This is a genomic window from Arthrobacter sp. sptzw32 (assembly GCF_059089735.1).
In genome coordinates this window covers 273,802-296,564 of record NZ_JBNHEZ010000003.1, presented here as the reverse complement: position 1 = coordinate 296,564, position 22,763 = coordinate 273,802, and the positions used below count along the sequence as shown (strand labels likewise).

Here is a 22,763-nt window from a genome sequence, read left to right as displayed (position 1 = left end):
AAGGTAGGGCCCCCAACTGTTTGTACGAGGTTTAAGCGATCCGCAGGGCGCCGTCTGCCGGGGTCACCGTGAAGATGTCCGGCACAGCGAAACCGGCGCCAGCGAAGGCTTCGACCACGGCGTCGCGCACCTTTTGTTCCGCCCCCGCCGGAGTCAGGGCAATGGCAGCGCCGCCGAACCCGCCGCCGGTCATCCGGGCGCCAAGGGCCCCATTGGCGCGGGAGGCCTCTACCGCCAGGTCCAGTTCGGGGCAGGAGATTTCGAAGTCGTCGCGCATTGAAGCGTGGCTTGCGTCCAGGAGGGATCCGATGGCCGCCGGCCCCTGGTCCGAAAGGAGGTCCACAGTCTGGAGGACACGGTCATTCTCGGTGACCACGTGGCGCACCCGGCGGAACGTCACTTCGTCCATAAGTCCCGCTGCTTCCTCGAGTCTGCCCACCTGCACGTCGCGCAACGCCTTGACGCCGAGGGCCTCGGCGCCCAGCTCGCAGGACGCACGGCGCGAGGCGTATCCGCCGTCGGCGTGCGAATGCGACACCTTGGTGTCGATGACCAGCATGACCAGGTCCGCCGGTTCCGTCTCGAACGGAACCAGGCTGACGGTCTGGTCCCTGCAGTCCAGGAAGACGGCGTGGCCCTTCGACCCGCGCAACGAGGCGGACTGGTCCATGATCCCGGTGGGCGCCCCAACGAAGTCGTTCTCGGCCCGGTGGGTGGCCAGGACCATGTCCTCCGCCTGCAGCCCTGCCCCCGTCAGGTCGTTCAGGGCAGAGATGACGGCGCATTCGATCGCGTGGGAGGAGGACAGTCCGGCGCCGAGCGGGACATTTGAGTCCAGCAGCAGGTCAACGCCGGGCACATCGATGCCCCGCTGGCGAAGCGCCCACATGACGCCCAGCGGATACTTGGTCCAGCCCTTGGCCGAACCGGGCTGCAGGGCATCCAGCGAGGTGGTCACCACGCCCTGGTCGCCGTAGGTGGACAACAGACGCACGGAACTGTCGCGGCGGACCGCGACCGCCACGCGGGCGGTCCGGTCAATCGCGAAGGGCAGGACAAACCCCTCGTTGTAGTCCGTATGCTCCCCGATCAGGTTCACGCGTCCCGGCGCCTGCCAGACGCCGTCGGGAACCCCGCCGAACTCCCGGCCGAAACGGGTGGCCAGCTCCCCGGCTCCGGCGGCTTCCGGAGTGGACAAGGGGTCAGATGCGGCGCTCAAGCGGACGCTCCTTCGGGCAGGGCAGCCTGGAAGGCAGCGGGGGAGGGTGGTGAAGCTGGAACAGTAACGCCGCGAAGGCGCTCGGCCACGCTTTCCGGGGTGGTGTCATTGATGAAGGCGCCCATGGCAGCCTCAGAACCGGCGAGGAACTTCAGCTTGTCGGCGGCGCGCCGCGGCGAGGTCAGCTGGAGGTGAAGATAGCTGGCGGGACGCAACAGTGAGTCCAGCGGGGCCTGATGCCACGCGGAAATGTAGGGAGTGGGTGTGGGGTACAGCGCGTCCAGCCGTTTGAGCAGGTCAAGGTAGACGTGGGCCAGTTCATCCCTTTCCTCCCCGCTCAGCGCCGCCAGGTCGGGCACCTGGCGGTGGGGAACCAGATGGATTTCAAGCGGCCAGCGGGCAGCGAAGGGAACGTAGGCGCTGAAGTTCTCTCCTTCCACGACCATCCGGCTGCCGTCCTCGCGTTCGGAGCGCAGCAGCGAGCCCGTGAGGGTCTTTCGGCCGTCCGCCGCATCATAGAACCTTCGGGCAGCGGCTCCCAGGACACCCGCGCGCGGAGTGACAAACGGGTAAGCATAAATTTGGCCGTGGGGATGGTGGAGGGTTACACCGATGTCGGCGCCCCGGTTTTCGAAGGGGAAAACCTGTCTGATTCCGGGAAGCGTGCTCAGGGCTTCAGTGCGCTGCGCCCATGCCTCAATGACAGTGCGGGAGCGCGCTTCGCTCAGGCCGCTGAAGGACCCGGCATGGGCCGGGGTGAACGCCACCACTTCGCAGCGGCCGTAAGCCGGTCCCGTTGTTCCCCAGGCCCCTTCCGCCGGGACCGCCCCCAGAGCAGGGCCCAACGATGGAAAACGGTTTTCAAACACCACGACGTCGTAGTCGTCAGCCGGTATCTCCGAAGGATTGCCGGCGGTTGTGGGGCAAATCGGGCACTGGTCCGCGGGCGGCAAATGGGTCCGGCTTTGTCGGTGGGCGGCAATCGCGACCCATTCGCCGGTGAGCGCATCGAAACGGACCTCGCCGGGTTCGCCCCGCGGAGGCAGACCGCGGTGGTCCATGATGGTGTCCGCGGTCCGCGCTTTGGGAGCGTGCGCGTCGTCAAAGTAGATCAGCTCCCTCCCATCGGAGAGCCTGGTGCTGGTGATTCCCGTCATGGATCCCGTCCTTATGGCGTAGCTGCAACTGGTTTCATTCTGTCATAGGACGCTCAAAAAAGAATAGAAGCAAACAAAACAGAACATTTCTCGCGGGTGCGGGAGCAACGGACGAGCTGTACGGTATTGCACATGACTACCGAATCACCCCTCGAAACCAGTGCCGCTTCAGGCTACCGGGCATATGCCACCGGCCGGCAGTATGAACTCCGGCGGGGAGACGCCCTCGCAGTGGTTACCGAACTGGCCGCCGGGCTTCGCCTGTTCAGCAGGGCGGGGGTCCAGCTCACGGAGTCTTACGGCGACTATGAGATCCCGCCCGGGGGATGCGGGATTACGCTGGCTCCCTGGGCCAACCGGGTGGAAGACGGGCAATGGTTCCTTGACGGCAAAAAGCAGCAGCTGGCCATCACGGAAGTGGCCCGCCACAACGCCAGCCACGGCCTCCTTCGCAACGCCTCCTATGCACTGGTTGACGAGGCCGAGCATTCGGTAACCCTTGAAGCCACCATTTTTCCCCAGCATGGTTATCCGTTCCTGGCGCGGCACCGTGTGCAGTACTTTCTCACCGAGGATCTCGGCCTGGTGGTCCGCCAGACCCTGGCTAATGATGCCAAGGCACCTGCGCCGTTCGTCCTGGGGGCACACCCGTACCTGCGGCTGGGGGACGCCGATATCGAGGAGTTGGTGCTGACCGTCTCCGCTGACACGCAACTGCTGGCCGACGAGCGCCTCATTCCGCGCAGCAGCGCTCCCGTCCAGGGCGAGACCGATTTCCGGGACGGCCGGCGCATTGCGCCGCTCAGCGTGGACGTTGCCCTTACCGGACTGCGCTTCGAGGACGGCAAGGCCCGGCATGTCCTGGCGGCGCCCGATGGCCGTGAGGTGAGCCTCTGGCAGGACGAGTCCTGCCAGTACGTCCACATCTATGTCAGCACCCAGTACCCGGGGCGCAGGCGGGCGGTGGCAGTTGAACCGATGACCGGTCCGGCCAACGCCTTTAACTCCGGCGACGGCCTCCGTTGGGTTCAGCCGGGCGAATCCTTCACTATGTCCTGGGGCATCGACTACCGCCCGGCCGCCGGCGGCTAAGTTTCCCATTAGCCCGCGGCTGGTGAATTATTAGGCTATGACGCCAGCCGAGGATCCCGTTTCGCCCGACCCTCAAACCCCGCTGCGGCAACCACTTGCTGCACCGGCAACCGGAACTACGCCACTGCGGGTCCTCACGGACCGCGAACTGGACCAGGACATTCCCTATGGGGTGCGCATCGCCGCGTCCTGGGCGTGGCGTGTGGGGCTCATCCTCCTTGTCGGTGGTGTGCTGGTATGGCTGCTGCGGGGGATCAGTTTCCTCATCATCCCGGTGATGGTGGCCGCTCTCCTGGCCGGGCTCCTGAGCCCGGTTGTGAGCTGGCTGAAACTGAGCAAAGTGCCCGCCGGCGCTGCCGTGGCCATCACTGTGGTTGGTTTCCTCGGCCTGATCGGCGGATCACTGGCGCTGGTGGGCAGGCAGCTCGTTGCCGGCTTCGGTGAGCTTTGGTCCGAAGCGCTGACCGGCATCAGGCAGATCCAGAACTGGTTGTCCGAAGGACCCCTCCACCTGACGGCCGACCAGATCGACAAGTACCTGCAGGAAGCCAGTACCGCTCTCCAGGACAACACCAGCAGCATCCTCAGCGGTGCCCTGTCCTTTGGCAGTACCGCCGGGCATTTCGCGGCCGGACTGGTGCTCGCTCTCTTCGTCCTCATCTTTTTCCTGCTCGAAGGCGACCGGATCTGGGCCTTCCTCGTCCGGCTGCTGCCGCGGAAGGCGCGGGCGGCGACCTTCGGTGCGGGGCGGAAGGGCTGGACGTCAATGGTGAGCTATGCGCGCATCCAGATGTTCGTCGCCTTTGTCGATGCAGTGGGCATCGGCGTGGGTGCGGCCATCATCGGCGTCCCCCTTGCCCTGCCCCTGAGTGTGCTGGTGTTCATCGGTTCGTTTATCCCCATCGTGGGTGCACTGGTTACCGGCGCCATCGCAGTACTGCTGGCTTTGGTCGCCAACGGCCCCATCAACGCCCTGATCATGCTCGGCATAGTGCTGCTGGTGCAGCAACTGGAAAGCCACATCCTCCAGCCCCTGGTGATGGGCAAGGCCGTTGCCTTGCATCCAGTAGCTGTGATCCTGTCCGTAGCGGCCGGCTCCTACCTCGCAGGAATTCCTGGCGCGCTGTTCTCAGTGCCGGTCCTCGCCGTCGCAAATTCTGCCGTTCGCTACATAGCAGCCAGAACGTGGGAACATGAACAGGTGCTGGCAACGCCTGAAAGCCTGGTGACTGCCGGCGCCGGCCCGGACAACACCATTACGCGTGTTGACCCGCCGGACGCCCTTAAGGGCGGCAAGGACGCCGCAGCCAGCACCGAAGCAGAACAACCTGACGCCCGTCCCAAGGACGCGGCGCCGGGACCGAAATCCAGAGGAGATTAGTCCGTGAACATCCTTGAAACCCTTCCCGTCACGCTGGACGATGTCCTGGAGGCGCAGAAGTTGCTCGATGGGATTATTGCGCGGACGCCGGTGGAATCATCCCGGGCACTGGGCGCCATTATTGGCGGCGATGTCTACCTCAAGTGCGAAAACCTGCAGCGGGCAGGGTCGTTCAAGGTCCGCGGCGCCTACGTGCGCATGGCTCGTTTGTCCGGGGAAGAAAAAAAGCGGGGCGTTGTGGCTGCCTCCGCAGGCAACCACGCCCAGGGTGTCGCCGTAGCTGCCAAGAGCCTGGGCATCAAAGCCAGGATCTACATGCCGCTGGGCGTGGCACTGCCCAAACTCGCTGCCACCCGCGGACACGGGGCAGAAGTCATCCTGCACGGGCACAACGTCGACGAAGCGCTCGCAGAAGCACAGCGGTACAGCGACGAGACCGGCACCGTCTTCGTCCACCCGTTCGACAATGTGGACGTCGTCGCGGGCCAAGGCACGCTGGGGCTCGAAATCCTGGAACAGGTGCCCAACGTTGACACCGTCCTCATGGGCGTTGGGGGCGGCGGACTCCTGGCGGGTGTCGCCGTCGCCATCAAAGCCCGGGCCAGGGAACTGGGCCGGGAGATCCGCATCATCGGCGTGCAGGCGGAGAACGCCGCGGCGTACCCGCCCTCATTGGCTGCTGATGCGCTCGTGCCGTTGAAGAAGGTGTCCACCATGGCCGACGGCATTGCCGTGGGCCGCCCGGGGCAGCTTCCCTTCAGCATCATCCGCGAGCTCGTGGATGACGTCGTCACGGTCAGCGAAGATTCCCTGGCACGGGCGCTGATTTTCCTGCTGGAGCGGGCAAAGATGGTGGTTGAGCCTGCCGGCGCTGTGGGTGTGGCTGCCCTCATGGACGGCAAGATCGAAAATCCGGGGACTACCGCCGTGGTCCTCTCCGGCGGCAACATCGACCCGATGCTGATGCTCAAAGTCATCCAGCGTGGCCTCTCCGCTGCGGGGCGCTACATGACCGTCCGCATGATGCTGGACGACCGTCCGGGTTCCCTTGCAACCATTGCCCGGATCATTGCCGAGAACGACGCCAACGTCACAGGTCTGGACCACACGCGGGTGGGCGGGTCCATCAGCATGGGTGACGTCTCGATCACCGTGAACCTGGAAACTAAGGGCCACCAGCACGGGGAGCAGGTCCTCAGCGCACTCCGCGCCGAGGGTTTCCAGCCCATCGTGGTGCATTAGGAGAAACATGGCCGGACTGATGGGCAGCGGAGGCTATGGGGAACGGCAGACCATTGCCGCCCGGGCAAAAGGCGGCTTGCTGGTGCTCGGCGGCTTCGTTGCCTTGTTGTTCGCCATCGAACTGTTCAACGCTCTGATGCTGCGCTCGCTTAACCGGACGTTCGGCCTGCGCCCACGGAGCGCGGACGGGCTGCTGGACATCTTCACGTTCCCGCTCCTGCATGCCAACCTGAACCACCTGCTGTCCAACAGCCTGCCGCTGATCATTTTCGGCTTCCTGGTGTTTCTTTCCGGGCTCCGGGTCTTCCTGACAGCACTGGCCTTCAGTTGGCTCGGGTCCGGGGTCACGGTCTGGCTGATCGGGAACGGCGGCATCACCGTGGGGGCATCCGGCCTGGTATTCGGACTGTTCGCCTTCCTGCTGGTTCGTGGGTTCTTCAACCACAGCTGGCGGCAGATCCTGCTTGCCGTTGTCCTGTTCATGGGCTACGGCAGCATCCTGTTGGGACTGCTGCCCTTCGTTGCGGGATACGTCTCCTGGCAGGCCCACCTTGGCGGTGCTGCCGGCGGGGTGGTGGCCGCCCTGCTGCTAAGACCGCGCAAAGGATCAGCAGGCAGCCGGGCTTGAAGCCGGGGCCTTAAAACAAAATGCTGGCCGCCCGTTTGGGGCGGCCAGCATTCATGTCAGGCTGACGACTACGCGGCGTATGGCTTGGCCGAAAGGATCTCGACTTTGATGTCCTTGCCGTTAGGTGCTGTATAGCTCAGGCTGTCGCCTTCCTTGTGGCCCAGGATGGCCGCACCCAGCGGCGACTTCTCGCTGAACACATCGAGATCGGAATCGCCTGCGATTTCCCGGGAGCCGAGGAGGAAGGTCTCTTCGTCCCCGGCGATCCTGGCCACAACAATCATTCCGGGCTCCACAATTCCGTCGTCGGCCGGGGCCTCGCCGACGTGGGCGTCCCGAAGCAGGGCGGTGAGCTGGCGGATGCGGGCCTCGATCTTGCCCTGCTCTTCCTTTGCCGCGTGGTAGCCGCCGTTTTCCTTGAGGTCACCCTCTTGCCGGGCTGCCTCGATCTTCTGGACGATCTCCGCCCGGCCAGCGCCGGAAAGGTGGTCCAGCTCTGCCTTCAGGCGGTCAAAAGCTTCCCGGGTAAGCCAGGCTGCTGCTGCGCTGTTGGTGGTAGACACGGACTTCTCCTCTAATGGTCTTACATGCAAAAGACCCCGCCACGGTGGCCACTTGTGGAACAGCAACCAGCTCAGCGGGGTAAAGGTATTGCTCCATTGTAGTCAACCCAGTGGATTTATCCCAACGAGCAAGCGGCGCGCATCACATCTTCGCGCCGGACTCCCCGGGAATCCAGCAGCTGTCCACCACGCCGGACACGGACAGTGACTCAGTCCTGACCGGCACCCGCTGCGAAACTGTACGTCCGCCGTCGGCTGTTCCATCAGGTTCCGAGGGAGGAATGTCCACGACCTTCCACCCCACCACGGCGTATTTCGAATCCAGGGCCTTGACGGCGCACTTCACGGATATCCCGTGTTCCCTGGTCACCTGGAAGTCCACTTCGGCGAGCGTGGCGTCCGTGGTGACGTAGCCGATGTCCTTGAAGCTGACGTCATTCAAGGAATTCGACGTGGAAACCCAGGCCATAAAACCGATGCCGGCGGCCAGTGCAACGCCTCCGCCAATGCGCTTGGCGGCAGGGGAGAGCCGCCGCTTCTTAGCACCATAACGATTGGCTAGGCTAGTGTTCGCGGGCTCGGAATGGGCCGACTGTTCCGGAGAAGTCACCAGACCAGTTTAGTGCCCCTTCCGCCGGAGCCTTCCCGGCCAACCGGGGCAGCAGGATCCCAAGCGCCCGCCCGTACAGTGAACCGTTCAGCAGCGATCAAGCCGCAAGTAAGAATAAGGAGCCGTCCTTTCAATGACAGCGTCCAGCAACTCCCACGCGCCGCTCCGGCTGCTCGCCGTCCATGCCCACCCCGACGACGAGTCCAGCAAGGGTGCCGCGACCATGGCCATGTACGCAGCGTCGGGGGTGGACGTTATGGTTGCCACCTGCACGGACGGTTCACGGGGGGACATCCAGAACCCGGCAGTGGAAGGTGAGCCCCATCCCAAACGGGACATGGCCGGCGCCCGGCGCCTGGAAATGGAAAGCGCTGCCCGGATTTTGGGCATCAAGCAGCAGTGGCTGGGCTTCGTGGATTCGGGCCTGCCCGAAGGGGAACCCCTCCCGCCGCTGCCGGCCGGGTCCTTCGCCACCCTGCCGCTTCACCAGGCAGCCGCCCCGCTGGTCCGGCTGGTGCGCTCCTTCAAGCCACACGTCATCCTCAGCTATGACGAAAATGGCGGATATCCGCATCCGGACCACATCATGGCCCACCGGGTTGCCGTTGAGGCCTTCGAGGCTGCCGGTGATCCAGCGCGTTATCCGGAAGCCGGCGAGCCCTGGGAACCGGGCAAGCTGTACTACGACCGGGCTTTCAGCCCGGAGCGGTTCCGTGCCCTGCACTTCGCCCTGGAGGAAGCGGGACTGCAGTCCCCTTACGCCGAGCGGCTCGCCGCGTGGCTGGAGTCGGACGCCGAGGGCCACACCCCGCCGCCGGCACCCCATCCCACCACCACGCAGATTGATTGCGGGGACTTTTTTGAAGTGCGCGACGACGCGTTGCGGGCCCACCGCACGCAGGTGGACCCGTTGGGGTTCTTCTTTGCCGTATCCCCTGAGATGCAGCGCCGGGCGTGGCCTTGGGAGGACTACTCGCTGATCAAGTCCAGGGTGCCGTCAGAGCTCCCCGAGAAGGACCTCTTCGCAGGGCTAAGATAGAACCGGCAGGCAATTTCTATGCCGCGTAGAAGAGGTGCCCGGATTCGGGCCGCCGTATCTGCTGCCTGCTGACATCGCTCCACAGAAGGTTTTCAACGTGCAACGTCTGCTCCTCAGCCTGGCTACCACCCCCTCGCCCCTGCCCACACCTTCCCTGCGTGAGGGGATCTCCGAGGACCAGGTCACACCGGGTCTGCTGGGATTCATCATGACGGCGTTTTTTGTGGTGGCCACTGCTTTGCTGATTGTGGACATGGTCCGCCGGATCAGGCGGGTCCGCTACCGGGCCCAGGTGGAGGAGGAGCGCATTGCCGCAGCAGCCGCCGCTGACGTTGAAGCGGCCGAAGCCGCAGAGGCAGGCCCGGGGGTGGCAGGTCCTGCTGCAGGGGGGCCTTTCCCGGGCCCGACCGACGGCGGAGCGGAAGCCGACCCGGGAAAACGCCGGCACTAGAGGCAGCAGGGGCTGCCCGCTTCCTAGCTAAGCACCGCCAGGGTTATGGCTGTGAAGTGCGCAGCGAAGGCCACCACGGTCAAGGCGTGGAAGAGCTCGTGGAAGCCAAAGTGGTGGTAGCTGAAGTTGGGCTTCTTCATGGCGTAGAAGACGGCGCCGGTGATGTAGAGGACGCCGCCCGCGCAGATGAGGACGGCGGCGGGGGCGCTGGCCTGGAAGAACTGCGGGAGGTAGAAGAGCGCACCGCAGCCCAGCGCGATGTAGATCGGAACGTAGAGCCAGCGGGGCGCCTCAGTCCACAGCAGCCGGAACAGCACGCCCAGGATGGCGCCTGACCAGATGACCCACAGCAGCAGGACCGCCTGGGGCCGTTCCAGGAGGGTCCACGCCAGCGGGGTGTAGGTGCCGGCGATGACCAGCATGATGTTTGTGTGGTCCAGCCGCTTGAGTACCATCTTCACCCGCGGGGACCAGTTGCCACGGTGGTACACAGCACTGACGCCGAACAGCAGAACGCCGGTGGCCGCGTAGATGGCCGAAGTCAGCTTCCGGTCGACCGTCGGAGCCAGCAGCACCAGGACCATCCCCGCCGCAAGTGCCAGTGGTGCAGTCACCGTGTGGATCCAGCCGCGCCACTTCGGCTTGATCATCAGGAGCTCGGCAAGGCGCACGGCTGCATCGTCCATGGCACCCGTATCGGCGCTCGTTCCCGCGCCGGTTTCCGCTCCGGGTTTGTCCTGAGGCTGCGGGGTCCGGAAAGCGTCCGGGGTGTCGCTGTTCATGGCTCCAGAATAACTTACGGGCCGGTAAGTTACTGCCCAGTAACAGGTGATTGGCCTGCGCACGGGCGAAGGGAGCTTCACCGTCCGCGGCTGACGGTAGCCTAGGATGTGCAAGCCGAACGTACAGCAAGGAAGTCAGGTGAGAGACCGCGTGGAGTTGCCCGGGTTCCTCTACGGCTTTTATGAGCGACGGCTGCTCAGGGATCTCGCGCGCGACCGCATTCCCCGCCATATCGGCGTCATGGTGGACGGCAACCGGCGCTGGGCGAAGCAGTTCAACGCGCCCACCAGCCAGGGCCACCAGGCCGGAGCGGACAAAATCCATGAATTCCTTGGCTGGTGCCAGGAACTCGGCGTCAAGGTAGTCACGCTGTACATGCTCTCCACGGACAACATGAACAGGTCCAGTGAAGAACTCGACCTCCTCATGGGCATCATTGCCAACACCCTGGACCGGCTGGACGAGGACGCCAACATCTCGGTGCACGCCATGGGCGCGCCCGAGCTGCTGCCGGACTACCTTGCGGAGCGGCTCAACAAGCTCACGGCGCGGACGCCGGTCCGCGAAAGAATCCACGTCAACGTGGCGGTGGGTTACGGTGGGCGGCGGGAAATCGTGGACGCCGTCCGTGAACTCCTGCACGATGCCGTCGCCAAGGGCACGGACATCGGCAAGCTCGCGGATGATCTTTGCGTGGACGACATTTCCCGGTTCCTCTACACCCGGGGCCAGCCGGATCCGGACCTGGTAATCCGCACCTCCGGCGAACAGCGGCTCTCCGGGTTCCTGATGTGGCAGAGCGCTTACAGCGAGTTCTACTTCTGTGAGGCCCTGTGGCCGGCCTTCCGCAAAGTGGATTTCCTGCGCGCCCTCCGGGATTACGCCGGCCGGCAGCGGCGCTTCGGCTCCTGACCGTCCGGGTTCACCGACAGTTCACGCGGAGGCAACAGGAATCGCCGTGTAATGGTTGCGGAAATTACTTCCGATGGATTTACGTTATATTCATCAGCAGGCAAACCGCCGGCTGATCGGGGAGGCCAGTACATGGAGCGATACATCGCACCGGTTGTATGGGAGGCCGGACCCGGCCTCGTGGCCGAGCCGCCTCACCACTAACAATTCCGGGCATGTGCCCGGGGCTGGAGTCGATGTGGCTACTTCTGAACAACTGCCCGCGGTCCCTTCGGACCAGGGACAGAAAGCTGCCTCTCGCGCCGTGCGAGCCAATCCAGAGACCGGCACAGCAAAAGATGCTGCGGCCGGTTTTGCTGTCTCCGGAAGGAAAGCCGCCATCCACACGTTCGTGATCGACACCTCCGTCCTGCTGTCCGACCCTCGTGCGCTGCTGCGCTTTGCGGAACATGAGGTCATCGTGCCGGTGGTGGTCATCACCGAACTCGAGGCCAAGCGGCACGACCCCGAGCTTGGCTACTTCGCGCGGAAAGCGCTCCGGCTCCTCGATGACCTCCGGGTCAAACACGGCGGCCTCAGCACATCCATTCCCATCGGCGACGACGGCGGCAGCCTCATGGTGGAACTGAACCACATCTCCGCCGAGGTGCTGCCGCTGGGGTTCCGAAGCGGCGACAATGACAGCCGCATCCTCGCCGTCGCCAAGAACCTCGCCAACGAGGGACGGGACGTCACCGTGGTGTCGAAGGACCTTCCCATGCGGGTCAAGGCGTCCGCCATGGGGCTGACGGCCGACGAATACCGCAACGAGCTGGTCAAGGACTCCGGCTGGACGGGTGTCGCCGAAGTGGAAGCCGGCGAGCAGGAGATCACTGCCCTGTACGGGCACGAACCTGTGTTCATTCCGGCAGCGGCGGAAATGCCGGTGAACACCGGACTGGTCCTGCTTTCCAACCGCGGGTCCGCGCTGGGCCGGGTGGGGCCGGACAAGCAGGTCCGCCTGGTCAGGGGTGACCGCGATGTGTTCGGCCTGCATGGGCGGTCCGCGGAACAACGGCTCGCCATTGACATGCTGATGGATCCCGCCGTCGGCATCGTCTCCATCGGCGGCCGGGCGGGGACGGGCAAGTCGGCCCTGGCCTTGTGCGCGGGCCTTGAAGCGGTCCTGGAGCGTCGTGAGCACCGCAAAGTGATAGTGTTCCGGCCCCTCTACGCAGTGGGCGGACAGGAACTGGGCTACCTCCCCGGGTCCGAGTCCGAGAAGATGAATCCCTGGGCACAGGCAGTCTTCGACACCCTCGGGGCACTGGTAAGCCAGGAAGTGGTGGAAGAGGTCATGGACCGCGGCATGCTCGAAGTCATGCCCCTCACCCACATCCGCGGACGCTCCCTGCACGACGCCTTCGTCATCGTTGATGAGGCCCAGTCGCTGGAAAAGAACGTCCTGCTGACGGTCATGAGCCGCATCGGCCAGAACTCGAAGATCGTCCTCACGCACGACGTCGCCCAGCGCGACAACCTCCGCGTCGGGCGCCACGACGGAATTGCCGCCGTCGTCGAAACATTGAAAGGACACCCGCTCTTCGGCCACATCACCCTGACCCGCTCAGAACGTTCACCGATCGCAGCCCTGGTGACGGAACTGCTCGAAGGCTAAGCCGGAGTGCGCTTGAAGGGCCGTGGTTCCGTTCGGCGGGCCACGGCCCTTTGCCGTCGCTTAGACACCTCCCGGCGCGCCGCTGCGGTCGCTGGGCGACCTGCGCATCGCTGGTCGGCGATGCGCTCCTACGCAAAGGACCGTAACCCGCCTCGTGGTCAGGTCACCTTCAGGAAGTCCGCTGCTGCTTGGTGGCCCTCAACCTGCAGCTCCCAGTCCGGCCTCTTGACGGTTTCGGGGGTGAGGCGGACGTGCTGGACTGTTTCGACTTTGGTGCCCCAGGCATTCCTGGTGGTGCCATTCAGTTCGTAGCCCAGGGAGCGGGAGACGCCGAGCGAGGCTTTGTTCCAGCCGGCTGCTTCTGACTCGGCTACTTCTGCGCCCAGCCAGTCGAACGCATACAGGACGACGGCGGCGCGCATCTCCTTGCCCAGGCCGCGGCCCTGCGCGGACTGCCGAAGCCAGGACCCGGTGGTGACGGTCCTGAGCTTGACGAAATCCTTGGCTCCCACATCCTGGCAACCGATCAAGTTGCCCTCGTACCAGATGCCCAGGAGCAGGGTCCAGGCCTCCGGGGAGCACTCGGCGCGGCAGTGCCAGTACCAGCGGGCCATGTTTGGTCCCAGTTCGCCTGCCGGGAGCTCCGTCCAGGGAGTGCTGAACGGGCTTTTGCCGGCCTCGTGGATCCCGCTTTGGGCGGCAGCAACAGCTGCCGGGATGTCCTGGTCCTGGATGAGGCGGAGTTCCAGCCGGGGCGTGGCGAGCCGAAGACCGAAAAGTGGCCACACGTCGATCAGTGAAGTCATTCGCGAAGCCTAGCGGACGGGCATCGTTGCGGTGTGCCAACGTCAGGCCGGGACATACCAGGGGATGTGCTGCCGGACGTCGGTCAGGCTCATTGACTGGGCCAGGAACAGGTCGTCCAGCATGTACTCATCCACGGCGATGATGCGGAGCCAGTGGCCGTACTCTTTAGTTCCCGCTTCCAGTGACTGGCTGGCCACGCACACGCCGGTGCCGAGGTCCACGCGGATCCGGGATCTGCCGGGCAGGCACAGCGGCGCTGACGGATGCAGGGGACGGTAGGCAGTTGTGGGCGCCACAACTGCTTCAAGAACAGGGCGTCCCTCGTGCTCCTGCTGCCGGACCTCCTGGATGTCCACCGTGTTGCTGCCGGGAAACTCCAGGGGCACGGGGGCGTTTCCAGCCAGTTCCACCGGGTCGAGGGCCGCGGAGAACCGCCCGTTGCCGAACCCGGGCTCGCCATAGGCCGCCTCAGGCCGCCGCCGCACCAGGCCATGGCCGTCGTAGACGGGGGTTACCAGGTGCGGGGGGAGCAGCCACGATGTACGCGTGGCACTGACGTAGAGGCCGTCCTTGGAATCGTTGATCCCCGTTGTGCTGTGCAGGACACGACCATCGGCGGTCTCAAGGCGCAGGGCGCCGGGGCGTCGCAACCACGCACGGACTAGGGGTGTTGCCGGGCTGGGGGCAGTGCTGAAGGGCTCGTCCCAGTACTCGAAACGCAGGGACTGCCATTTCCAGGGGGAGGACCTGCAAAGGTTGCGGAACAGCGCCGGATCGGCAGCGGCTGGATCGCTTTCCGGGTTCAACCGGTGCCGGGAGCCCCACGTCGACATATCCACAGTTTACGCGCGGGCGGTGGGTCGTCGAGCGGGATTCCAGTAGCATCCGAGGGTGATCCAACGACTGGGCGAACTCTGGCAGCATTCCCCGCCGGCCTTCTGGCTGGTGCTTGCGGCCTGCGCCTACTTCGCCGTGATGGCCGTACGTCTCACCGTAATCGACGTCCGGCATCACCTCCTGCCCAACCGGATCGTATTTCCGTCCTATGCCGTGGCCGGCCTATTGCTCCTTAATGCCGCAGTCATTGCCGGCGCCGTTCCCGGCGCCCTGCAGCGTCATGACGGTGCCATCCCCGGCCTGCTGGCTGTGCCGGCGCTGCGCGTGGTGGCAGGGGCCGCGATCCTGTGGCTCTTCTACTTCATACTGCGGTTTGCGTACCCGCCGGGCATGGGCTTTGGGGACGTAAAACTCGCAGGTGTGCTGGGGATCTACCTCGGCTATCTTGGGTGGGGACACCTCTTTGCCGGCACCTTCCTGGCCTTCCTCCTGGGCGGCCTGTGGTCCATCGCGCTCCTGGCCGCCCGCAGGGGGACACTGAAATCATCCATCCCGTTCGGCCCGTTCATGCTCGCCGGGGCAGCGGCTGCAATGCTGCTGCCTGCCTGATCCCGGATATCCGGCCGTGGCAGCCAGTTCGGTAGCTGGCGGAATGCCTGCCCCTGACTATGTCCTGAAACTCCGCAAGAAAATCGGCAACGATCCGCTCTGGGTTCCCGGGGTCCGCGGTGTGGTGCTTGATGACGCGGGAAGGGTGCTGCTCGCCCAGAGGGCCGACAACAGGCAATGGGCGCTGGTCAGCGGAATGCTTGAGCCAGGGGAGCAGCCGGCGCGCGGCCTGGTGCGGGAAATTTTCGAGGAAACGGCGGTAGTGGCTGAACCGGAACGCGTTGTCTCCGTGGGGGCAGTAGGTCCGTTTACGTATCCCAACGGCGACGTCTGCGAGTTCCTGGACGTCATATTCCGCTGCCGCTATGTCTCCGGCGATGCCAGGGTTAACGACAACGAATCACTGGCCGTCGGCTGGTTCGCCCTCGACGAACTCCCTGAGCTGATGCCCGGTCACCTCACCAGCATCCACCGCGCCCTGGCGCCGGCCGACGCCGCCCACTTCGAACCCTGACCCTCGCTCCGGACACCCGTACCCTCCCAGGTCGGTCAACGGCGCACCCGGCAGCGCAGGTGAAGCACCCGGTTGCCCTGGATCACCACGTCAGGATCCTCCAACAGTTGCTGGGTGTAAACCGACCCGAAGTAGCGCTTGCCGGACCCAAACACGACGGGCACGACGTCCATGCGCACCTCGTCGACCAGGCCCGCGGCAAACACCTGGCCACCGACGTCGCCAGCAGCAACCTCCACCAGGCGGTCACCCGCAAGCTCCTGCGCCTTGGTCACGGCTGCCTCCACGCCGTCGACGAAGTGAAACGGTGTTTCGGGGTTCCAGCCCTCAGGCTCCGGCCGGTGCGTTACGACCACCACGTGGTCGACCCCGCCCGGAGGCTTCCCGTCCCAGCCGTCCGTCATGTCGAAGACGTGGCGCCCGACGATGGTCGCTCCAATCTGGTCCCAGTACGGCCTGGTGTAGTCATAGGAAGTCTGTGACACCTTCAACTCGCCGCTGTCGTCCAACGGCACCTCACCGCTGGACAACCAGTCGAACAGGGGCCTGCCCATGGGGCTCTCCTTTGCTTCAGGTGCCCCCAGAGTAGCTCAGGCTCAATCCTTCCTGCAGAACGACGGCGGCCGCCCGCCTTCGCTGGGAAGGTGGGCGGCCGCCGTTGTGCTGGGAAGTGTTATGCCTTGTGCGGCGGGCGCGTCATGGACATGACGTCCAGTGCCGTGTCCAGCTGCTCCTCGGTAACCTCGCCGCGCTCCAGGAAGCCCATGGCGACGACGGTCTCACGGATGGTAAGCCCCTCAGCCACTGCCTTCTTTGCGATCTTTGCGGCGTTTTCATAGCCGATGTACTTGTTCAGCGGCGTCACGATGGACGGCGAAGCCTCAGCGAGGAAGCGGGCGCGCTCCACGTTGGCGGTGATGCCGTCGATCATTTTGTCCGCCATCACGCGGCTGGTGTTGGCCAGCAGGCGCACAGACTCCAGCAGGTTCGCGGCCATCACGGGGATGCCGACGTTCAGCTCGAAGGCGCCGTTGGTTCCGGACCAGGCAATGGCGGTGTCATTGCCGATGACCTGCGCGGCCACCATGATGGACGCCTCACAGATGACCGGGTTGACCTTGCCGGGCATGATCGATGAACCGGGCTGCAGGTCCGGAATGGCGATCTCGCCGAGGCCGGTGTTGGGACCGGAGCCCATCCAGCGGAGGTCGTTGTTGATCTTCATGAACGAGATCGCGATATTGCGCAGCTGGCTGGACGCCTCGATGAGGCCGTCACGGTTGGCCTGCGCTTCGAAGTGGTCACGGGCTTCGGTCAGGGGAAGCCCGGTGTCCGTGGCCAGGAGTTCGATTACGCGCTCCGGGAAGCCGGCCGGGGTGTTGATGCCCGTGCCCACAGCGGTGCCGCCCAGGGGAACTTCGGCGACGCGGGGGAGTGAGGCGTTGATGCGCTCGATGCCGTAGCGGACCTGCGCTGCGTAACCGCCGAATTCCTGGCCGAGCGTTACCGGCGTCGCGTCCATGAGGTGCGTGCGGCCGGACTTGACCACGTCCTTGAACTCCACGGCCTTGCGCTCCAGGGATTCGGCCAGGTAGCCGAGGGCCGGGATGAGGTCGTTGATCAGGGCTGATGTGGCAGCAACGTGCACCGACGTGGGGAAGACGTCGTTGGACGACTGGGAGGCATTGACGTGGTCGTTCGGGTGGACAACCTTCTCGCTGCCGGCAGCCTTCAAGGCCCGCGAGGCAAGTTCGGCGATGACCTCGTTGGTGTTCATGTTCGAGGACGTGCCGGAGCCGGTCTGGAAGACGTCAATGGGGAAGTCGCCGTCGTACTTGCCGGCGGCCACCTCATCTGCCGCGTCAGCAATGGCCTTGGCAAGCTCGCCGTCGAGCACACCCAGTTCAGCGTTGGCCTGGGCCGCAGCCTTCTTGACCCGGGCCAGCGCTTCGATGTGGGCGCGTTCCAGTGTCTTGCCGGAAATGGGGAAGTTCTCCACTGCCCGCTGCGTCTGCGCGCGGTACAGTGCGTTCACGGGGACGCGGACTTCGCCCATCGTGTCATGTTCAATGCGGAACTCTTCAGTGGAAGTCATGGGGCTAGCTTAGGGCGATCCGGCGCCCCATCGAAAACCGTGAAGAGCATGCTACGGGCGGCCTCCCGCGCCGGTCTCTAGAGCTCGCCGATCCCCGAAACCACGTTGGCGCGCCCCTCCGCCAGGCTGTAGGAAAGGCCAATGACGGCAGTGCGTCCGCTTTCAATTGCGTCGGAAATCACACGGGAGCTGTCCGCCAGCCGCTGGGCCGTCTGCTTGACGTGCTCCACCACCATGTCGTTGACCTCATGCTTGTCCTGGCGGATGGAGGTCAGCACCGAAGGGGTGATGCGCTCCACCAGGTCGCGGATGAAGCCCGGCGGCATCTCTCCGGTGTCCACGGCTGCCTTGGTTGCGCTGACGGCGCCGCAGCTGTCATGCCCGAGGACAGCGATCAGCGGAACCCCGAGGACACCGACGCTGTACTCCAGAGATCCCAGGACGGCGTCGTCGATGACTTGCCCTGCGGTGCGCACCACAAAAACATCGCCCAGTCCGACGTCGAAAATAATCTCGGCGGCCAGCCGTGAGTCGGAACAACCGAAAATCACGGCGAAGGGGTGCTGGTTTTCCACCAGGGAGGACCTGCGCGAGGCGTCCTGGTTGGGGTGCGACGTCTCGCCGCTGACAAAACGTTCGTTTCCTTCGCGCAGACGGCGCCAGGCAAGTGCAGGAGTCAGGTAAGTAGCCACGCGACTACGTTACGGTGCAGTAGCCGCCGATGGTGAAACTGTGACGGCGGGGCTGCTTTCCATGGACTTCACGACGGCGTCTGCCAGGGTGGCGAATTCGTCCAGTTGGGCAGCCCCGGCGAGGATGACGGTGGTCCCGCGGTACTCCAGCACCATCGACTTTTCGCCCTTTCCCGTGTCCCGCAGCTGCCATTGCTGGCCGCCTGCGTTCCGGGAACCGGTGACCGGGGCGTTCCCGGTCTCCTGAAGGAGCCAGGTGGGGTTGGCGGCACGGGTCTGGACCAGTCCGATGAAGGACTCCTTGGGCGTAATGTAACCCACCTCCCAGGCCGGCACACCGCTGCCCGTGCCGGCTTCCCACCGGGCGTAGTTGGCCCGGAAGGAGTTGCCGGTATCGGGCGCCGCCGGTGTGAATCCTGCCACGTCTGTGGCGTTCCGGGCCGCTGCACTGACATCGACGTTCGGGCGGTAGCCGTCGCTCTTGGGGGAGGGGTTCATCAGGACGATGGGCAGGAAGGCCGCAATGCTCACCACCAGGGCAATGATCATGCCGATCACCGAAGCGTTGGCCCGCTTGGCTGCTGCCGCCGGAATAACAGGCTTAACCGGGCCCTGTCCGTGAGCCCCGCCCGGTCCGCTGTTGCTTCCGGATCCTGCTGGTGCGGGGGAAGGGGTGGTCTTTTCCTGCGATTCTTTCACCCCTCTATAGTCGCCCATTCCGGTGTGCAACTCACACCCGGCCCGGGCGGAGCAGGCCCGCCAATGAACGTCACCTTCGCGTACATTGCGCGGTGGCGTCATCCCGCCGCCGGAAAGCGGTGCCGCGACTATGATCGGTATCAGAGGAATCACCGCCCGGCTGTTCCGGCCGGCGGGTTCAATGATCGCCACTCGAAGAAGAGGTTCACGTGTCACAAGCGTCCATGACCCAGAAGTACTCCACGATCTCCCCGTCCCTGGCGGTGGGCAACGATGAGCCGGACCGCAACCTTGCCCTCGAGCTAGTCCGCGTTACCGAAGCAGCAGCAATCGCCGGCGGGCACTGGGTTGGTTTCGGCGACAAGAACACGGCCGACGGTGCTGCCGTAGACGCCATGCGCTCCTTCCTCCAGACCGTCCACTTCAATGGCGTTGTGGTCATCGGCGAAGGCGAAAAAGACGAAGCGCCCATGCTGTTCAACGGCGAACGCGTCGGCGACGGTACCGGCCCGGAGTGCGATGTGGCGGTTGACCCCATCGACGGAACCCGGCTCACCGCCCTGGGCATCAACAACGCCCTGGCCGTGCTGGCTGTGGCTGAGCGCGGCTCCATGTTCGACCCTTCCGCGGTGTTTTACATGGAGAAGCTTGTCACCGGCCCGGAAGCGGCGGACATGGTGGACCTCCGCCTTCCCGTGAAGCAGAACCTGCACCTGATTGCCAAGGCCAAGGGCGTCAAGGTCAACCAGCTCAACGTCATGATCCTGGACCGCGACCGCCACCGCCCGCTGGTGGAGGAAATCCGCGAGGCCGGCGCGCGCACCAAGTTCATCATGGACGGAGACGTTGCCGGCGCCATCGCTGCTGCCCGCTCCGGTACCGGGGTGGACGCGCTGATGGGCATCGGTGGAACCCCCGAAGGCATCGTTGCTGCCTGCGCCATCAAGTCCCTGGGCGGCGTTATCCAGGGCCGGCTGTGGCCCACCAGCGATGACGAGAAGCAGAAGGCGCTCGACGCCGGCCACGACCTGGATCGCGTCCTGTCCACCAACGATCTCGTCTCCAGCGACAACTGCTACTTCGCAGCAACAGGTATCACTGACGGCGACCTTCTCAAGGGCGTCAGGTACTCCAAGGACAAGGTCCTGACCCAGTCCATCGTGATGCGCTCCAAGTCCGGCACCATCCGCTTTGTGGACGGCGAGCACCAGGCCAGCAAGTGGGAAGGGTACGCCCGCAAGAGCTGATTCTTTCCTGCTTGAGCCAGATCCCCGGAGCCCTGCACGGCTGCTCCGGGGATCTGCCGTTTGAGGGGTTGGTATAGGGTTGAAGCCATGATTCCTGCTGTTGTGCCCTGTACTGACCGCGCCCTTTGGGACGAACACGTTGACCAGTTCCAGGGACATCCGCAGCAGCTGTGGGGGTGGGGCGAAACCAAGGCCATGCACGGCTGGTTTGTGGACCGGGTGCTGGTCAACGACGGCGGCGAAACGGCAGGCTGCGCCCAGCTGCTCATCCGCCGGCTGCCGTTCCCCTTCCGCGCCCTGGTCTACATTCCACGGGGTCCGATGTGTTCGGTGGAGAACGCCCCTGCCGTGCTTGGCCACCTGGCAGAGTATGCGGCCGTCCGCTACCGCGGCGTTGCCTTGAGCATTGAACCGGACTGGGACCAGGACTCGGACTTCGCCGGTGCCGTCGCCTCGGCCGGCTTCCGGGCAACCACCAACACCGTCCTGATTCCGCGGACGCTCATCCTGGACCTCACCCGCACTGACGACGAACTGATGTCGGACATGTCCAAGTCCACCAGGGCGAACATCCGCAAGGCGATGCGCAGCGATGTGGAGTTCCGCAAGGTCAAGAATGACGCCGAGCTTGAGCAGGTTTTGGCGATCTACCACGAGACCGCCGATCGTGCCGGGTTTGGCATCCACGAAGACCAGTATTACCGGGACATCTTCAAAAACATGGGCGACGGCTCGCCTGTCGTTGCCGCGTTCGACGGCGAGGAGATGCTTGCTTTCGTCTGGCTCGCAAGGAGCGGCTCCACCGCCTTTGAGCTGTACGGCGGGGTCTCCGCCGAAGGGCAAAAGCAGCGCGTGAATTACGGTGTGAAATGGGCAGCGCTGCAGGCCATGCGGGAAGATGGCTGTTCCCGGTACGACTTCAACGGCCTGCTCAACGACGGCATCTCCGACTTCAAGAAGCAGTTCGCCAAGCACGAAAACATGCTCCTGGGCACGTGGGAAAAGCCGCTGTCGCCGTTCTACCCCGCCTACGCACAGGCCATGCCACTGGCCCGCCGGGGGCTCCAGACAGGTCGGCGCCTGCTGAAGACCGCAGCCGGCCGGGTCCGGCCCCTGATCCGGAAGCTGCGCCCGGGCAACTGACCCTGCATGGACGCCTCCTGTTACAACAAAGGGCGACGGCGGCACCCGCGCGGGTGCCGCCGTCGCCCTTTGGGGTTGTCGGTCAGCTGCGCACAGCAGTCCGCTGCAGTCCTGTGGTGACGGCAAATGCCAGCGCCGGCCCGGTGCTGCCCGCCACCGCGTGAACGTTGACCGGGGCTTCGGCGGCCGCCAGGAAGGCGCTGCCGCCGCGGGAAAGCTGAAGATCGCCCTTGGGCGAGTCCAGATAGACATCTCCGGCAACTACGATCACCACAGCGGCGCCGGACTGGGCCAGCGGGACGGGCCCGGCGCCGGGGGCGAGTTCGATGCGCTGCAGTTGGAATTCTTCAAAGGGCGGGCGGAAAAGCTCCTGGTCCATCACGGTCCGCTCAGCCTCGAGCATCGGCACTGCCACGGGCTGGAAGTCGATGGTTTTCAGCAGTTCGGGGACGTCCACGTACTTGGGGGTGAGCCCTCCGCGTAGGACGTTGTCGGAGGACGCCATGACCTCAACACCGAGGCCGTGCAGGTAGGCGTGGACGTTGCCGGCAGGAAGGTAGACCGCCTCACCGGGCTCAAGGGAGATGCGGTTCAGCAGCAGCGAGATCAGCACGCCGGGATCGCCGGGGTACTTCTCGTTGAGGCTGATCGCGGTTGAGAGTTCGGCGTCGAAGGGAGCCAGCGAAGCTCCGGAATGCAAGGCCGCCACCACCAGCGCTGTACCCTCAGCCACGGCCTGGCCGCCGGAGATCAGCCGCTCAAAGGCCGTACGCAGGGCGGCGCGTTCATCCTTGTCGTCAAGATCCGCCAGCAGGGCGGTGATCAGTGCCGGCACCCCGCGCCCGGCTGCATCACAGGCGGCGGCCACGTGCTGCAGGACTGCCCGGCTGGCGGCGGCCGGCCGGAAACCACACAGCGCCTCAAACGGTGTCAGGGCAAGGATCATCTCGGGTTTGTGGTTATCGTCCCGGTAGTTCCTGTCGGGGGCATCGGCTGCGACGCCCTCGGCGTTTTCCCGGGCAAAGCCCGCCTTCGCCTGCTTAAGGCTTGGGTGCACCTGGAGGGACAGCGGCTGGGCAGCCGCCAGGATCTTGGTGAGGAAGGGCAGCCGGGGACCGAAACGCGCCACGGAGTCCGCACCCAGGAAATGTTCCGGGTCCCTTTTGATCAGGGCGTCCAGGGGAGCCGTGGAGCCGTCCTCGGGCAGGTGGGCCAGGGACGGTGAGTCCGGGTGCGCTCCGATCCACAACTCGGCTTCCGGGCCGCCCGACTCTGGACGCCCCAGCAGGGCGGCGATCGCCGTCGTCGATCCCCAGGCATAGTCCCGGAGGACGTTCTCAATCTCGTACAAGGCGGTGTCCGTTCCGTAGGTGAATGTGGTGGCGG

General features: G+C 65.0%; 23 protein-coding genes and 1 pseudogene. 12 read left to right on the top strand and 12 right to left on the bottom strand.

Annotated elements, in window-relative coordinates; genetic code table 11:
• Positions 1–31: 31 nt before the first annotated feature.
• On the bottom strand, positions 32–1,219 hold the full coding sequence (galK, locus tag AC5RVN_RS07890; protein ID WP_494137553.1) for a galactokinase: 1,188 nt from the start codon (positions 1,217–1,219) through the stop codon (positions 32–34).
• Positions 1,216–2,376, bottom strand: a complete 1,161-nt coding sequence (galT, locus tag AC5RVN_RS07885) for a galactose-1-phosphate uridylyltransferase (RefSeq protein ID WP_494104609.1) — start codon at positions 2,374–2,376, stop codon at positions 1,216–1,218. The genes galK and galT overlap by 4 nt, the downstream gene beginning before the upstream one ends.
• A gap of 132 nt (positions 2,377–2,508) precedes the next feature.
• On the opposite strand from galT, the gene AC5RVN_RS07880 reads away from it, so the two are divergent.
• From AC5RVN_RS07880 to AC5RVN_RS07865, 4 genes are read left to right on the top strand one after another with little or no spacing between them, the layout of a single operon-like run.
• Positions 2,509–3,468, top strand: coding sequence for an aldose 1-epimerase family protein (locus AC5RVN_RS07880; RefSeq protein ID WP_494041054.1), 960 nt, complete (start codon positions 2,509–2,511; stop codon positions 3,466–3,468).
• Positions 3,469–3,505: 37 nt separating this feature from the next.
• Complete coding sequence (locus AC5RVN_RS07875; protein WP_494041053.1) at positions 3,506–4,849, top strand: AI-2E family transporter; 1,344 nt, start codon at positions 3,506–3,508, stop codon at positions 4,847–4,849.
• Between the two features lie 3 nt (positions 4,850–4,852).
• Positions 4,853–6,091, top strand: coding sequence for a threonine ammonia-lyase (ilvA, locus tag AC5RVN_RS07870; protein ID WP_494041052.1), 1,239 nt, complete (start codon positions 4,853–4,855; stop codon positions 6,089–6,091).
• A gap of 7 nt (positions 6,092–6,098) precedes the next feature.
• On the top strand, positions 6,099–6,719 hold the full coding sequence (locus AC5RVN_RS07865) for a rhomboid family intramembrane serine protease (protein ID WP_494041051.1): 621 nt from the start codon (positions 6,099–6,101) through the stop codon (positions 6,717–6,719).
• 68 nt (positions 6,720–6,787) lie between these two features.
• Here AC5RVN_RS07865 and greA read toward each other — a convergent pair whose 3' ends face one another.
• Positions 6,788–7,282 carry a transcription elongation factor GreA gene (gene greA, locus AC5RVN_RS07860; RefSeq protein WP_494041050.1) on the bottom strand — a complete coding sequence of 165 codons (495 nt, stop codon included), beginning with the start codon at positions 7,280–7,282 and terminating at the stop codon, positions 6,788–6,790.
• A 142-nt stretch (positions 7,283–7,424) separates the two neighbouring features.
• Positions 7,425–7,892: a DUF4307 domain-containing protein gene (locus AC5RVN_RS07855; protein ID WP_494041049.1), complete on the bottom strand. Its 468-nt coding sequence runs from the start codon at positions 7,890–7,892 to the stop codon at positions 7,425–7,427.
• A gap of 133 nt (positions 7,893–8,025) precedes the next feature.
• Between AC5RVN_RS07855 and mca the strand changes: the two genes are divergently transcribed.
• Positions 8,026–8,931 carry a mycothiol conjugate amidase Mca gene (gene mca / locus AC5RVN_RS07850; protein WP_494041048.1) on the top strand — a complete coding sequence of 302 codons (906 nt, stop codon included), beginning with the start codon at positions 8,026–8,028 and terminating at the stop codon, positions 8,929–8,931.
• 97 nt (positions 8,932–9,028) lie between these two features.
• Positions 9,029–9,382: a hypothetical protein gene (locus AC5RVN_RS07845; RefSeq protein ID WP_494041047.1), complete on the top strand. Its 354-nt coding sequence runs from the start codon at positions 9,029–9,031 to the stop codon at positions 9,380–9,382.
• A 23-nt stretch (positions 9,383–9,405) separates the two neighbouring features.
• Here the strand turns inward: AC5RVN_RS07845 and trhA are convergent, their stop codons facing one another.
• Positions 9,406–10,164, bottom strand: coding sequence for a PAQR family membrane homeostasis protein TrhA (gene trhA / locus AC5RVN_RS07840; RefSeq protein ID WP_494041046.1), 759 nt, complete (start codon positions 10,162–10,164; stop codon positions 9,406–9,408).
• Between the two features lie 151 nt (positions 10,165–10,315).
• Here trhA and AC5RVN_RS07835 point away from each other — a divergent pair, with 151 nt between their 5' ends.
• Positions 10,316–11,077: an isoprenyl transferase gene (locus tag AC5RVN_RS07835; protein ID WP_494041340.1), complete on the top strand. Its 762-nt coding sequence runs from the start codon at positions 10,316–10,318 to the stop codon at positions 11,075–11,077.
• 238 nt (positions 11,078–11,315) lie between these two features.
• The gene (phoH2, locus tag AC5RVN_RS07830) at positions 11,316–12,734 is read left to right on the top strand and encodes an RNA 5'-3' helicase PhoH2 (protein WP_494041045.1); all 1,419 of its coding nucleotides are present in this window, start codon (positions 11,316–11,318) and stop codon (positions 12,732–12,734) included.
• Positions 12,735–12,892: 158 nt separating this feature from the next.
• Here the strand turns inward: phoH2 and AC5RVN_RS07825 are convergent, their stop codons facing one another.
• Entirely contained in the window at positions 12,893–13,540 is a 648-nt protein-coding gene (locus AC5RVN_RS07825; protein ID WP_494137552.1) for a GNAT family N-acetyltransferase, read from the bottom strand.
• Positions 13,541–13,582: 42 nt separating this feature from the next.
• On the bottom strand, positions 13,583–14,374 hold the full coding sequence (locus tag AC5RVN_RS07820) for a hypothetical protein (protein WP_494041043.1): 792 nt from the start codon (positions 14,372–14,374) through the stop codon (positions 13,583–13,585).
• Between the two features lie 58 nt (positions 14,375–14,432).
• Between AC5RVN_RS07820 and AC5RVN_RS07815 the strand changes: the two genes are divergently transcribed.
• Positions 14,433–14,987, top strand: coding sequence for a prepilin peptidase (locus tag AC5RVN_RS07815; RefSeq protein ID WP_494041042.1), 555 nt, complete (start codon positions 14,433–14,435; stop codon positions 14,985–14,987).
• A 43-nt stretch (positions 14,988–15,030) separates the two neighbouring features.
• The gene (locus tag AC5RVN_RS07810; protein ID WP_494041041.1) at positions 15,031–15,501 is read left to right on the top strand and encodes an NUDIX hydrolase; all 471 of its coding nucleotides are present in this window, start codon (positions 15,031–15,033) and stop codon (positions 15,499–15,501) included.
• Positions 15,502–15,536: 35 nt separating this feature from the next.
• On the opposite strand, the pseudogene AC5RVN_RS07805 reads toward AC5RVN_RS07810, so the two are convergent.
• The 4 genes and pseudogenes from AC5RVN_RS07805 to AC5RVN_RS07790 all read right to left on the bottom strand — a co-directional run.
• A pseudogene (locus tag AC5RVN_RS07805) lies at positions 15,537–16,049 on the bottom strand (dihydrofolate reductase family protein); the annotation flags it as partial.
• 125 nt (positions 16,050–16,174) lie between these two features.
• Positions 16,175–17,596 (bottom strand): class II fumarate hydratase, encoded by a 1,422-nt coding sequence (locus AC5RVN_RS07800; RefSeq protein ID WP_494041040.1) that lies wholly within the window; start codon positions 17,594–17,596, stop codon positions 16,175–16,177.
• 77 nt (positions 17,597–17,673) lie between these two features.
• Positions 17,674–18,288 (bottom strand): carbonic anhydrase, encoded by a 615-nt coding sequence (locus AC5RVN_RS07795; protein ID WP_494041039.1) that lies wholly within the window; start codon positions 18,286–18,288, stop codon positions 17,674–17,676.
• Between the two features lie 9 nt (positions 18,289–18,297).
• A complete protein-coding gene (locus AC5RVN_RS07790; protein ID WP_494137551.1) occupies positions 18,298–19,005 on the bottom strand; it encodes a DUF4245 domain-containing protein in 708 nt (235 codons plus the stop codon).
• Positions 19,006–19,211: 206 nt separating this feature from the next.
• Here AC5RVN_RS07790 and glpX point away from each other — a divergent pair, with 206 nt between their 5' ends.
• The gene (gene glpX, locus AC5RVN_RS07785) at positions 19,212–20,234 is read left to right on the top strand and encodes a class II fructose-bisphosphatase (protein ID WP_494041339.1); all 1,023 of its coding nucleotides are present in this window, start codon (positions 19,212–19,214) and stop codon (positions 20,232–20,234) included.
• A gap of 87 nt (positions 20,235–20,321) precedes the next feature.
• Positions 20,322–21,377, top strand: a complete 1,056-nt coding sequence (locus AC5RVN_RS07780) for a lipid II:glycine glycyltransferase FemX (RefSeq protein WP_494137550.1) — start codon at positions 20,322–20,324, stop codon at positions 21,375–21,377.
• A gap of 82 nt (positions 21,378–21,459) precedes the next feature.
• Here the strand turns inward: AC5RVN_RS07780 and manA are convergent, their stop codons facing one another.
• Positions 21,460–22,728 (bottom strand): mannose-6-phosphate isomerase, class I, encoded by a 1,269-nt coding sequence (manA, locus tag AC5RVN_RS07775; protein ID WP_494137707.1) that lies wholly within the window; start codon positions 22,726–22,728, stop codon positions 21,460–21,462.
• Positions 22,729–22,763: the final 35 nt, after the last annotated feature.